The sequence below is a fragment of the Pseudonocardia sp. genome (assembly GCF_050246655.1).
GTDB lineage: Bacteria > Actinomycetota > Actinomycetes > Mycobacteriales > Pseudonocardiaceae > Pseudonocardia.
Genome location: NZ_JBFWVQ010000016.1, coordinates 42,014 through 54,653, shown reverse-complemented (window position 1 = coordinate 54,653; position 12,640 = coordinate 42,014). Strand labels below are relative to the sequence as shown.

At 75.3% G+C, this 12,640-nt stretch carries 11 protein-coding genes; 9 read left to right on the top strand and 2 right to left on the bottom strand.

Translation table 11 applies throughout. The annotated features are described in order from the left end of the window. Positions 1–29 precede the first annotated feature (29 nt). From AB7J25_RS08470 to AB7J25_RS08450, 5 genes are all read left to right on the top strand, one after another. Entirely contained in the window at positions 30–965 is a 936-nt protein-coding gene (locus tag AB7J25_RS08470) for a TIGR04222 domain-containing membrane protein (RefSeq protein WP_428506834.1), read from the top strand. Between the two features lie 318 nt (positions 966–1,283). Continuing rightward, positions 1,284–2,627 carry a DUF692 family multinuclear iron-containing protein gene (locus AB7J25_RS08465; RefSeq protein ID WP_428506832.1) on the top strand — a complete coding sequence of 448 codons (1,344 nt, stop codon included), beginning with the start codon at positions 1,284–1,286 and terminating at the stop codon, positions 2,625–2,627. Between the two features lie 189 nt (positions 2,628–2,816). Then, positions 2,817–4,586, top strand: coding sequence for an acetyl/propionyl/methylcrotonyl-CoA carboxylase subunit alpha (locus AB7J25_RS08460; RefSeq protein ID WP_428506830.1), 1,770 nt, complete (start codon positions 2,817–2,819; stop codon positions 4,584–4,586). Then, complete coding sequence (locus AB7J25_RS08455; RefSeq protein WP_428506828.1) at positions 4,587–5,132, top strand: GNAT family N-acetyltransferase; 546 nt, start codon at positions 4,587–4,589, stop codon at positions 5,130–5,132. A 213-nt stretch (positions 5,133–5,345) separates the two neighbouring features. Continuing rightward, a complete protein-coding gene (locus AB7J25_RS08450) occupies positions 5,346–5,816 on the top strand; it encodes a hypothetical protein (RefSeq protein ID WP_428506826.1) in 471 nt (156 codons plus the stop codon). Positions 5,817–5,897: 81 nt separating this feature from the next. On the opposite strand, the gene AB7J25_RS08445 is transcribed toward AB7J25_RS08450, so the two are convergent. Together AB7J25_RS08445 and AB7J25_RS08440 are read right to left on the bottom strand one after the other, a co-directional pair. Beyond that, complete coding sequence (locus AB7J25_RS08445; protein WP_428506824.1) at positions 5,898–6,860, bottom strand: aldo/keto reductase; 963 nt, start codon at positions 6,858–6,860, stop codon at positions 5,898–5,900. Further along, complete coding sequence (locus AB7J25_RS08440; protein ID WP_428506822.1) at positions 6,857–7,639, bottom strand: IclR family transcriptional regulator; 783 nt, start codon at positions 7,637–7,639, stop codon at positions 6,857–6,859. Before AB7J25_RS08440 ends, AB7J25_RS08445 begins: the two co-directional genes overlap by 4 nt. Positions 7,640–7,750: 111 nt before the next feature. Here AB7J25_RS08440 and AB7J25_RS08435 point away from each other — a divergent pair, with 111 nt between their 5' ends. Genes AB7J25_RS08435 through ptsP form a run of 4 tightly spaced genes read left to right on the top strand, consistent with a single transcriptional unit; the run spans position 7,751 to position 12,640 of the window. Further along, positions 7,751–8,506, top strand: coding sequence for an MIP/aquaporin family protein (locus AB7J25_RS08435; RefSeq protein ID WP_428506820.1), 756 nt, complete (start codon positions 7,751–7,753; stop codon positions 8,504–8,506). A gap of 17 nt (positions 8,507–8,523) precedes the next feature. Continuing rightward, on the top strand, positions 8,524–9,525 hold the full coding sequence (dhaK, locus tag AB7J25_RS08430) for a dihydroxyacetone kinase subunit DhaK (protein ID WP_428506890.1): 1,002 nt from the start codon (positions 8,524–8,526) through the stop codon (positions 9,523–9,525). Continuing rightward, a complete protein-coding gene (dhaL, locus tag AB7J25_RS08425) occupies positions 9,522–10,172 on the top strand; it encodes a dihydroxyacetone kinase subunit DhaL (RefSeq protein ID WP_428506818.1) in 651 nt (216 codons plus the stop codon). The genes dhaK and dhaL overlap by 4 nt, the downstream gene beginning before the upstream one ends. Continuing rightward, a complete protein-coding gene (gene ptsP, locus AB7J25_RS08420; RefSeq protein WP_428506816.1) occupies positions 10,169–12,640 on the top strand; it encodes a phosphoenolpyruvate--protein phosphotransferase in 2,472 nt (823 codons plus the stop codon). Before dhaL ends, ptsP begins: the two co-directional genes overlap by 4 nt.

The following is a 12,640-nucleotide window of genomic DNA, read 5'->3' as shown; positions in this document are numbered from 1 at the left end:
GGCGACAGGGAACGGACGGAGGTGGGGACGTGGACGCGGCGACACCGCTGGCCTGGAGCACGTTCGGCGGCCCCGGCGACACCTGGGGGGTGAGCGGTCCCGCGTTCCTCGTCCTTTACCTGATGCTCGCCGCGGCGGTGTGGATCGCGGGTGCGCAGGCGCGCCGTGGCATCGTCGCGAGGCCGCTCGGCAGGCCCGGTGTCGATCCCGGCGCGCGGCCCTACGACCTCGCGCTCCTCAACGGCGGTCGGGAGCTCGCCGTCGACGCCGCCCTGGCGGCCATGCACCAGTCGGGCACCGTCGTCCCGCGGTCGGGCAAGGTCGGCGCCTCCGGACGGCTCGACGCGCGGGCCGACGATCTCGAACGTGCCGTGCACGCGGCTGCGACCACGCCCGTGACCCGGGCGCGGCTGCGTCACCACCGTTCCGTGGGCCTCGCGCTGGACGCCGTCCAGGCCCGGCTGGTCGCGGGTGGGCTGCTGCTCTCCGAGGCCGACCGCAGGCGCTACCGCGCCGTCGGCTGGTGGATGGTCGCGGTCGCCGGGCTCGGTCTCGTGCGCCTGCTCGCCGGGGTCGCGGCGGCCAAGCCCGTCGGCTACCTCCTCATCGCCATGGTGGCGGCCGCGGTCGTCGGCCTCGTCCAGCTCGCGGGCGCGCCGCGCCGGACCCGCGCCGGGGACGAGGTCCTGCGGGCGCTGCGCGCCGAGCACCACGTCCTCTCGCCCACCATGAGGCCGGACTGGACCACCTACGGCGCGGGCGCGGCCGCGCTCGGCGTCGGGCTCTTCGGGCTCCAGGCGCTGTGGGCGTCGGACCCGGCCTTCGCCGGCGAGATCGCCCTGCAGCGGGCCGCGGCCGCCGGTGGGTCGTCGGGGACGACCACGTCCGGCTGCGGGTCGTCGAGCGCGGACTCTGGTGGTGGTGGGGGAGGCGGCTGCGGCGGCGGCGGGGGCTGTGGCGGCTGACGCGGGTGCGTCCGCGCCCACCGGGATGGGGGTCCCGGCGGACGTGGGTGCGACCCGCGTGACGGGGGGACCGGTCCGGGGCGCTGGCGGGCGCTCCGGCCGGGTCGAGGGGGCCGGGGCCTCGCGCGGGGCTCCCGGAGCCGGGGGAGGAACGGCGGTGCGCGGGGGCACCGCCGGGCAGCGGGGAGCGGTGGCCGCGACGGTGGGGTGCGGCCACCGTCCCGTGGCCGGACGGTCCGCGACCCCGGGGGGCGCGGCCGTGCGGGGGCGGGCGGGTCGGTCCGGTCGTGCGGGGGGTGCGGCCCGGCGGGTGCCGCCGTGATCTGGGCCGCCGACGTCCCCGCGGCCTCCGGCCCCGCCGTGCCGCTCGCCGGCGGCGGGGCCGGCGGCGTCACCGCGCTGGCCGCGGGTACCGGCATCGGCTGGCGCCCCGAGATCGCCGGTGTCGTCGCGGACCTGCCCGACCTCGCGTTCTGCGAGGTCATCGCCGAGGCGATCGATCCCGCGTCGCCGCCCTGGGCCGTCGAGGAGCTGCGTGCGCGGGGCGTCCCCGTCGTCCCGCACGGGGTGCGGCTGTCGCTCGGCGGGGCCGAGGCCGTCGAACCCCACCGCGTCACGCACCTCGCCGCCGCGGCGGCAGCTCTCGGTGCGCCGCTGGTCAGCGAGCACGTCGCGTTCGTCCGCTCCGGCGGCCGCGAGGCGGGCCACCTGCTGCCGGTGCCCCGCACGCGGGCCGCGCTGGCCGCCCTCGCCGGCAACGTCGCCCGCCTGCAGGCCGAGCTGGACGTCCCGCTCGCGCTGGAGCCCATCGCCGCGCTCGTGGACTGGCCCGAGGACGAGTACACCGAGGCCGACTTCCTCGCCGCGCTGCTGGACCGCACCGGCGCCCACCTGCTGCTCGACGTCGCCAACGTCCACGCCAACGCCGTCAACCATGGTCAGCACGCCGAGGCGGTCCTCGACGCGCTGCCGCTCGATCGCGTCGCCTACGTGCACGTCGCGGGCGGTGCCGTCCGCGCGGACGGGCTCTACCACGACACCCACACCCATCCCGTACCCGCGCCCGTGCTGCAGCTGCTGCGCCGGCTGCGCGAGCGGCTGCCCGCCGATGCGCCCGTCCTGCTCGAACGGGACGGGGCCTACCCGGCGGCGGCGCAGCTGCGGGCCGAGTTCGCGGCGGTGGCCGCGGCCGGGCCGGACGGGACCCGGCCCGGTCCCGTCGCGGCCGGGAATGCGCCCGCCCGCGTCCCGGCCGCCGGGCCCGGGATCGACACCGCCACCCTCGCCGCCGCGCAGGCCGGTCTCCTCGACGCCCTGGTCGCAGGCGGGCCCGATCCGCCAGGGTTCGATCCGTACCGGCTCGACGCAACCCGCGCGGCGCTGCTGCGCAAGCGGGCAGGCGAGGTCGCCGTCGTGTGGCCGGTGCTCGCCGTGTCGCTCGGCGAGCGGTGGCGCGCGGCGTTCGCGGCGCACGCGGCCGGTCGTCCGCCCGCCGGAGCGCTGCGCGACGGCTGGGACCTCGCACGCGCGCTGCACGTCGCGAACGCCCTGGGTCCCGGCGCCGCCGCGGAGCTCGCCGACCGCGAGGCCGCGTTCCGCTACGACGGGGCGAGCGCACCGCGCAGGCGGGGCCGGCTGTCGCGGGCGTTGCGCGGGCGGTGACGACGGTGTCGTCACCGGATGTGATGATCGTGTGACGATCCGCGCGGTGGCGCAGGTCACGCGTCACCGGCTGTGACGCGAAGGCCACACCCGGACGACCGGTCCGTTCGGTGGTTCGGCTCCTACACTCCCCGGTAACCATCGCGCCGGGGCAGGGCCACCGGACGCTGCACCTCCGGGGAGGCCGTCGTGTCGGGCTTGAGCAAGGTCCTGGTCGCCAACCGAGGCGAGATCGCCGTCCGCGTCATCCGGGCCTGCAAGGACGCGGGCATCGGGAGCGTCGCCGTCTACGCCGATCCGGACCGCGACGCCCCGTTCGTCCGGCTGGCCGACGAGGCCTTCGCGCTCGGCGGCAGCACGGCGGCCGAGTCGTACCTGGACTTCGACAAGATCATCGGTGCGGCGCGCGCCGCCGGGGCCGACGGGATCCACCCCGGCTACGGCTTCCTGAGCGAGAACGCCGACTTCGCCCAGGCCGTCATCGACGCCGGCATCACGTGGATCGGCCCGTCGCCGCAGTCCATCCGCGACCTCGGCGACAAGGTCACGGCCCGCCACATCGCCCTGCGCGCGGGCGCACCGCTGGTGCCCGGTACGGCGGACCCGGTCTCGGGGGCGGAGGAGGTCGTCGCGTTCGCGAAGGAGTACGGCCTGCCCGTCGCGATCAAGGCGGCGTTCGGCGGCGGCGGGCGCGGCATGAAGGTGGCGCGCGAGGAGAAGGAGATCGTCGAGCTCTACGAGTCGGCGGTCCGCGAGGCGACGGCGGCGTTCGGCCGCGGCGAGTGCTTCGTCGAGCGCTACCTGGACAAGCCGCGCCACGTGGAGACGCAGGTCCTGGCCGACGAGCACGGCAACGTCGTGGTGGTCGGCACCCGGGACTGCTCCCTGCAGCGCCGCTTCCAGAAGCTCGTCGAGGAGGCGCCCGCGCCGTTCCTCACCGACGAGCAGCGCGAGACCCTCTACGGCGCCTCCAAGGCGATCGTGAAGGAGGCCGGCTACCACGGCGCTGGCACCGTCGAGTTCCTCATCGGCCAGGACGGGCTCATCACGTTCCTGGAGGTCAACACGCGGTTGCAGGTCGAGCACCCGGTCTCGGAGGAGACCAGCGGGCTCGATCTCGTGCGCGAGCAGTTCCGCATCGCCGAGGGCCGCGAGCTCGGCCTCACCGAGGATCCGCAGCCGCGCGGGCACTCCATCGAGTTCCGGATCAACGGCGAGGACGCCGGGCGCAACTTCCTGCCCGCGCCCGGCACCGTCACCGCGATCGACTACCCGGCGGGCCCGGGCGTGCGGGTGGACGCGGGCGTGGAGGCGGGCTCGGTCGTCGGCGGGAACTTCGACTCGCTGCTCGCCAAGCTGATCGTCACGGGCTCGGACCGTGCGCAGGCGCTGGAGCGCTCGCGGCGTGCGCTCGCGGAGCTCCGGGTCGAGGGCATGGCGACGGTGCTGCCGTTCCACCGCCTCGTCGTGGCCGATCCGGCGTTCGCGGCCGGCACCGGTGCGGAGTTCACCGTCCACACGCGGTGGATCGAGACCGAGTGGGACAACACCGTCGAGCCGTTCGCGGGCGGCCAGGAGGCCGACGAGGAGGCGGCGCCCCGCCAGAACGTCGTGGTGGAGGTCGGGGGGCGGCGGCTCGAGGTGTCCCTGCCCGGCGATCTCGCGATCGGCACGGGCGGCGCCGCGGCGAAGGGCAGGGCCCCCCGCAAGCGCGGCGGTGGCGCGGGCGGCACGGCCGTGTCGGGCGACGCGGTCACCGCACCGATGCAGGGCACGATCATCAAGGTCGCGGTCTCCGACGGCGACACGGTCTCCGCCGGCGACCTGGTCGTCGTGCTGGAGGCGATGAAGATGGAGAACCCGGTCACCGCGCACAAGGACGGCACGGTCACCGGCCTCACGGCGGAGCAGGGCAGCTCGGTCGCGCAGGGCACCGTCCTCTGCGAGATCAAGGACTGAGTGGAACCGGTCGAGATCAACGCCGGTACCTGGTACCTGCGTGCGCTGCGGGCCGACGAGCGGATCGACGACCGGCCCGCGGTCCTCGCGTCGGCGCTGGAGCCGGACATCGTCCGCTACCGCAGGCGCCCGGATCCGACGCTCGAGGCCGCCGGGGCGTACGTCGCGCAGCGGGCCGCGGCGTGGGAGCGCGACGAGCGCTTCACGTGGGCCGTGTGCGAGCCGACGACCGGAGAGATGGTCGGCGAGGTCGACCTGTCCCGGCTGGACCTGGACCGTGGTCTCGCCGAGATCGGGGTGTGGGCGCTCCCGCCGGCGCGCGGGCGGGGACTGGCCGTGGCCGCGGTGTCGAGCGTGCTGCGGTTCGGGTTCGGCGGTCTCGGCCTGCACCGGGTGACCTACATGTGGGCGGCGGGCAACACCGCCTCGGAGGCCGTGGCGCGGCGCTGCGGGTTCGTTCCCGAGGGGCTGCTGCGCGGTGCCTGGATGATCGACGGTGCCCACGTGGACATGCACGTGGCGTCACGACTCGCCACCGACCGTTGACCTCGATGATCCACTTCGGGTAGTTTCGGCGCGCCAGGTTCCTTCCACCGCGACCCGCACAACTCCACAGCGGACAGCAGTGACGTACCCGTGTGTCCACCCACGGGGCCCGGTTCTCCGCCACGCGGACAGCCGCGCCGCGGATCCGTTCACCACGTCGGCCACGCCACGCCGTGAACAGTCCCCTCTTCCTTCAGGCGACTGGGATCCGTCATGCCCCCCGAGATCATCGTCAGTACCCACGTCCACACCGACGGGCCGATCCCCGGCCCCCACTCCCTGCTCACCCTCGCCGCCGCGGCGCATCTTGCCGACGGCGGCACGACCACAGAGAACGTCACGCAGTTCGCCGCGACGCTGCGCGAACTGCCCGGCGCCACACCCCACCCGACCACCCTTCAGGACTGGCGGTCGCGGCCCGAGGAGTGGCTCCGCACCCGCCGGGGGAGCCGTCCTCCGGCGCTCGTGGCGACCGACCTGCTCCGGTGGGTCGAGAGCCTCCCGGCCCCGCCGGTGCTCGCCACCGACCACGGACCGGACCACCTGTTCCTCTACTGGTACCTGCAGCGGTTCACCGGCCGCTGGCCGTTCGACCGCGTGAGCGTCGACCCGGCCCACCGGATGGACGCCGCAGGCACCTGCGTCCTGGACGGCTGCCGCAGCAGCGTCGTCCGGGCCGCCTGACACCGCCGGCGGCGGCTCGCGCGTGACTCCTCCGCGCCGGCCGCCGCCGGTGTCCGGCCGCGATCGCGAAGGCACCCGGCCTCACGTCCAGGTGCGACGGGATCGGGCGGCCCAGTAGGCCGTGGGCTCCTCGGCGATCGTCGCGAGCTCGGCCGCCACCGCCGGCGGGAGGACGATCCGCGCGGCGTCGACGTTGCTCGCGAGCTGGGCGACCGTCACGGCCCCCGACAGCACCCGCGTGGCCCAGGGCTGGGCCAGGGCCGCGGCGATGGCCACCTGGTCCAGCGGCACGTCGAGTGCGGCCGCCACGACGGCGGCGCGTCGCACCCCGTCGGACCCGTCACACCCCCCGGAAGTGAGCCGGCCGTTGGCCACGGCCTCCTTGACGGTCACCTGCGCGCCACGGGCGACGGCGTCCGCGAGGGCGTCGCCCGCCGACGGTTCGAGCAGGTTCCAGGTGGCCTGCACGGAGGTCACGAGCGGTCGGCCGTCGACCGTGAGATCGAGCGCGCGACGCACGGTGTCGCCCTGCGCCGGGCCGGACGTCGAGACGCCGATGCACACGCCGGAGTCCCGCAGCCCGGCGAGTGCCCGGTGCAGCGCCCGGTCCTCGAGCACACCGGTCTCGGGCGTGGCGGAATGCACGTGGTAGACGGCCAGGTGGTCCCCCAGCACGGCGCGGGTCTCGGCCAGCTGGGCGGTGAAGGCGTCGAGGGAGTGGTCCTTCACCTCGTGCACGGCCGCGTCGAGCCGCCAGTCCCCGACGTAGCGGTACCCCCACTTCGAGCCCACGACCACGTCGCCGTGTTCCGGGTGGGCCTGCAGCCAGCTGGCGAGGAACTCCTCCGCCCGGCCGTAGGAGCGGGCGACGTCGACGTAGCGGATCCCGGCCTCGTACGCGGCGTCGAGCAGTTGCTCGGCGCGGTGGTGCAGCTCGGCGACGGGCCGCAGGCGGCCCAGGTCGGACGCGCGCCCGGACGTGAGGTAGGCCGGGCGGCCGACGGCGGCGAGGCCGAGTCCCAGCCGGGCGGTGGGGCCGCTCACGCGGACTCGCGCGGGACGGCCGCTGCGGGTGGGGGCCAGGTGGGCGCGCCGAGCTCGCGCGAGACCGCCCGTGCCGCCGCGCGCAGGCCGTCGAGTGCGGCCGGCGGGGGTGGCCACTCTCCGCTCGGTACGACCAGCGCGATCGCGCCCGCGACCTCGCCGGTGGCATCGACGAGCGGAGCGGCCGCGCTGCACTCGCCGAGCACCGCCTCCTCGACCTCGGTCGCGATGCCGGTCCGGCGCACCTCGTCGAGCTGGGCGCCCAGCTCGACGGGATCGGTGATCGTCTCGCCGGTCATGCTCCGCCGGGCGCCGCCGGGCCCGAGTACCTCGGTGCACACGTCCGGCTCGAACGCCAGCAACGCCTTGCCGAGCGCGCACGCGTGCGCCGGGATGACGATGCCGACCTCGGGCATCTGCCGGGACCCGTCCGGGCGCGGCTCGTGGTGAACGACGACGACGTCGTGGCGCAGCAGGACGCCGGTGCGGATCGCGAACCCCGTGCGCCGGGCCAGGTCCTCGGCCCAGGTGTCGACCCGGGCGCGGAGCTCGAGGGTGTCGAGGTAGACGTTGCCGAGGCGCAGGGTGGCGGGGCCGAGGCGGTAGCGGCCGGAGTCGCGTTCCTGGGCGACCATGCCGTGTCCGAGCAGCGTGCGGACGATCCCGTGCACCGTGGAGGGCGGGAGCTCGAGGCTCGCGGCGATCTCGCCGAGGCTCATCCGTCGGCCGCCCTGCAGCACGGTGAGGATCCGCACGGCGCGGTCGACCGACTGAATCATGCCTGGGTTCGTCCCTTCCCGGCGTCTTGTGCCCTGCGCCACAGTAGCGTAGCTTCTCGACCAGCGTTCGACAATGTCGAATGACATTCAGATCCTAGCACGGAGGTGCTCATGGACGAGCCGACCATGGTCCAGAAGCTCGCATCGGAAGTCTTCGGCACGGCCATCCTGGTGTTCATCGGCGTGGGGGCGGTGCCGGCCACGCTGATCGTGAACGGCGACGCCCCCTTCACGATGGCCGACCTGGGCATGATCTCGCTCGCGTTCGGGACCGTCGTGGTCGCCACCGTCTACGCCCTCGGGCACATCTCCGGCAACCACATCAACCCCGCCGTGACGCTCGGGCTCGCCGTCACGGGGAAGTTCCCGTGGTCGAAGGTGCCCGCCTACATCGGCGCGCAACTGCTCGGGGCCGTCATCGGGTCGGTGGCCATCCTCGGTGTCCTCGGACCCCAGGCCAGCGAGGTGGGCCTCGGCGTCGCGGCCTTCGGCGAGGGTGTGGGGGCCGGGCAGGCGTTCGTCGCGGAGTTCGTCGGGACGTTCATCCTCGTCTTCACCGTGTTCGGCGTCATCCACCGCAAGGCCGCACCCGGCTTCGCCGGTCTCGCGATCGGCCTCGTCGTCTTCGCGGTGATCATCCCGGTCGCGCCTGCGACGAGCGCGGCGATCAACCCCGCCCGCGCGTTCGGCCCGATGCTGGTCCAGCAGGTGGCCGGGGGCACCGTCCAGTGGGCGCAGCTTCCGGTGTACCTGGCCGCCGAGCTCGCGGCCGGAGCCCTCGCGGCGCTCGCCTACGTCTTCCTCTCGCGCACCCGCGCCGACCTCCCCGCCCGAGCGGCCGCCACCGAGACCCCCGTGTCGGCCTGACCCTCCAGGAGCAGATGATGAAGAAGCTCATCAACAACCCGTCCGATGTGGTCGCCGAGGCGCTCCGCGGGGTGGCCGCGGCCCATCCGACGCTCCGGGTCGACCACGAGAACAAGATCATCTATCGCGGTGACGCGCCCGTGCGGGGCAAGGTCGGCCTGATCTCGGGCGGCGGTTCGGGGCACGAGCCGCTGCACGGTGGCTTCGTCGGCCCGGGCATGCTCGACGCCGCCTGCGCGGGCGAGATCTTCACCTCGCCGACCCCCGACCAGATGCTGGAGGCGACGAAAGCGGTCGACGGCGGCGCGGGCGTCCTGCACATCGTCAAGAACTACACCGGCGACGTGCTGAACTTCGAGATGGCCGCCGAGCTCGCCGCGGCCGAGACGGGCGTCGACGTGGCGTCCGTCGTGGTCGCGGACGACGTCGCGGTGCAGGACAGCCTCTACACGACGGGCAGGCGCGGTGTCGGCGTGACGGTCCTGCTGGAGAAGATCGCGGGCGCCGCGGCCGAGCAGGGCCGCAGCCTCGGCGAGGTGGCGGACGTCGCGCGCCGCGTCGACGCGAGCGGCCGCAGCATGGGCATGGCGCTGACCTCCGGCACGGTGCCCGCCGCGGGAAAGCCCACGTTCGACCTGCCGGAGACCGAGGTGGAGATCGGGATCGGCATCCACGGCGAGCCCGGCCGCAGGCGCGTCCCGCTCGTGCCCGCCCGCCAGGCCGCCGAGCTGCTGCTCGACCCGATCCTCGCCGACCTCGACTTCACCGCGGGGGACGGTGTGATCGCGTTCGTCAACGGGATGGGCGGCACGCCGTTGATCGAGCTCTACCTCATGTACGGCGAGGTCGCGACGATTCTGGAGAAGGCCGGGGTGACGGTGGTGCGCTCGCTCGTCGGGCCGTTCATCACGAGCCTGGACATGGCCGGCTGCTCGGTCACCCTGCTCAAGATCGACGAGGATCTGCTGCGGCTCTGGGACGCCCCGGTCTCGACGCCGGCGCTGCGGTGGGGGGTGTGAGCGTGCCGGAGACCGTCGATGCCGAGGCACTCGCGCGCTGGCTGCGCCGGTTCGCCGAGGTCGTCGCCGCGAACCGGGAGCTGCTGACGCGGCTCGACGCGGCCATCGGCGACGCCGACCACGGTGCCAACATGGACCGCGGGATGGCGGCCGTGGTCACCACGCTCGAGGCCGACGCGCCCGCCGGGGCGGGCGCCCTGCTCAAACAGGTCGGGATGACGCTGGTCCGCACCGTCGGCGGGGCGAGCGGGCCGCTCTACGGCACGTTCTTCCTCCGGATGGCGACGTCGGCCGGCGACAGCGGGAGCCTCGACGCGATGGGCTTCGCCAAGGCCCTGCGTGCCGGGCTGGAGGGGGTCGTGGCCCGGGGCAAGGCCGAGGCAGGCGACAAGACGATGTTCGACGCCCTGGCGCCTGCCGTCGATGCGCTGGAGAGCTCCCTCGCCCGGGGAGCCGCGCTGCGGACCGCGCTCCAGATGGCCGCGAGCGCGGCGGCGACCGGCCGCGACGCCACCGTCCCGATGCTCGCCCGCAAGGGCCGGGCCAGCTACCTGGGCGAGCGCAGCGTCGGCCACCAGGATCCGGGCGCGACCTCCGCGGCCCTGCTGATCGCCTCGGCCGGCACGACCATCCCGGAGGAGCGGTGACGGCGGTCGGGATCGTGGTGGTCTCCCACAGCAGGCCGCTCGCCAGGGCGGCCGTGGCGCTGGCCGAGGAGATGCTGCACGGGCGGCAGGCCCGGATCGAGGTGGCCGCAGGCCTCGAGGACGGGTCGTTCGGCACCGATGCCGTGCAGATCGTCGATGCGGTCACCCGCGCCGACGCCGGTGCCGGGGTCGTGGTCCTGATGGATCTCGGCAGCGCGGTGCTGTCCGCCGAGCTGGCCCTCGACCTCATGGATGAATCCGTCCGCGGCCGCGTGGTGCTCTGTCCCGCGCCGCTCGTCGAGGGCCTGGTCGTGGCGGCCGTCGCCGCGGGCTCCGGCGCGGGGATCGCGGAGGTGGCGGCCGAGGCGGCCGCGGCACTGGCCGGGAAGCGCTCGCACCTGGGTGCCGTGCCCGCGCCGGGAACCGACGACGCCGGTCCCGCGGGCGCGGAGCTCGTCGGGGCGTTCACCGTGGTGAACCCGCACGGCCTGCACGCCCGCCCGGCCGCGCTGCTGGTGCAGACGGTGCGCAGCCTCGACGCCCGGGTGCTGCTGCGCAACCTCACGCTCGGCACCGGCGCCGTTCCCGCCGCGAGCCTGTCGCGGGTCGCCACCCTGGGCGCGCTCGCCGGCCACGAGGTCGAGGTGCGCGTCACCGGCCCCCAGGCACGTGAGGCGCTGGACCACGTGCTGTCCCTCGCCGCGGACGGGTTCGGCGAGGAGACCGGGCTGCCCGCGCCGGTCGCTCCTCCCGACCGGCAGCAGGGTGGGGCCCCGATGCCGGCGGCGCCCGGTATCGGTATCGGGCCGGCCCGTACCGCGACCGCGCCCACCATCGATCTCGCGTTCCTGGCCACGGCACCGTCGGGCGATCCGGCCGCGGAGTGGCGCAGGCTCCGGGAGGCGATCGCCGCGGTCCGCCGCGACGTCCAGCGGCTGCGGGCCCAGGCCGCCCGGGAGGTCGGCGAGGTCGAGGCGGCGATCTTCGACGCCCATCTGCTGCTGCTCGACGATCCCGAGCTGGTCGCGGAGGTGCGCTCGCGGATCGAGGCCGGGCAGGGCGCGGGGCGGTCGTGGACCGAGGCCGTGTCGGGTGTCGAGGCGGGCTTCGCGGCCATCCCCGACCCGTACCTGCAGGCGCGGGCGGCGGACGTCCGTGCGGTCGGGGATCAGGTCCTGCGCCAGCTGGCCGGTGCGGTCGAGGAGCGGATGGACGTCGAGGGCGTCCTCGTCGCCGCCGACCTGACCCCGGCGGAGGCCGCGCGGCTCGACCTGGCGCGGACCACCGGCGTCGTCCTCGCCTACGGCAGCCCCACCGCGCACAGCGCGATCCTGATCCGGGCGCGCGGGATCCCCGCCGTCGTCGGTGCCGGTCCCGAGGTGCTCGACGTCGCGCCCGGCACCCTGGTCGCGGTCGACGGCGGTACGGGCGAGCTCGTCGTCGATCCGGAGGCCGACGTCCTCGCCGCGTTCCGGGAGCGCGCGGACGGCCTGGCCCGGCGACGGTCCCAGGCCCTGGCGCGGGCAGGCGAACCGGCCCGGACCCGCGACGGCGTGCACGTTCTGGTAGGTGCGAACGTGGCCACCCCGGAGGAGGCCGCGGCGGCCGTGCCGGCGGGTGCGGACCTGGCCGGCCTGGTCCGCACCGAGTTCTGCTTCCTCGGCCGGAACACCGCGCCCGACGTCGACGAGCAGGAGGCGGCGTACCGGCGGATCGCCGAGGCCATGGACGGGCGCCGCATCACGCTGCGCACCCTCGACGTCGGCGGCGACAAGCCGCTGGCCTACCTGCCGACCGCGAACGAGGCCAACCCCTTCCTCGGGGTCCGCGGGATCCGGCTCGCGCTGACCCGCCCGTGGCTCCTGGCCGAGCAGCTGCTCGCCGCGGTCCGGGTGGCGCACGACCACCCCGTGGACCTCATGTTCCCCATGATCACGACGCTCGACGAGCTCTTCGCCGCCCGCCGCGTCCTCGACGACGCGATCAAGCTCGCCGGGCAGGGCGAGCCGCCCGGCATGCGGGTCGGGATCATGGTCGAGGTGCCCGCGACGGCCCTGAAGGCCGCCGCGTTCGCGGCGCACGTCGACTTCCTGTCCGTCGGCACCAACGACCTCACGCAGTACGCCCTGGCCGCCGAGCGCGGCAACGACGCCGTCGCGTCCGTGGCCGACCCGCTCGATCCCGGGGTCCTCCAGCTGGTCGCCGCCGCGGGACGGGCGGCGGGACCCGGGTGCCTGGTCGCGGTGTGCGGTGAGCTCGCCGCCGACGAGCACGCGGCGGCGCTGCTCATCGGGCTGGGCGTCCGGGAGCTCAGCATGGCGCCACGTGCCGTCGCCGAGGTGAAGGAGGCGGTGCGGCACAGCTCGCTGGAGGACGCGAACCGCCTCGCGGCGCGCGCGCTCGAGGCCCCCGACGCGGCGACCGTCCGGGCCCTGCTCGGCGGCCACCCGCCCGGACGGGCTGACTAG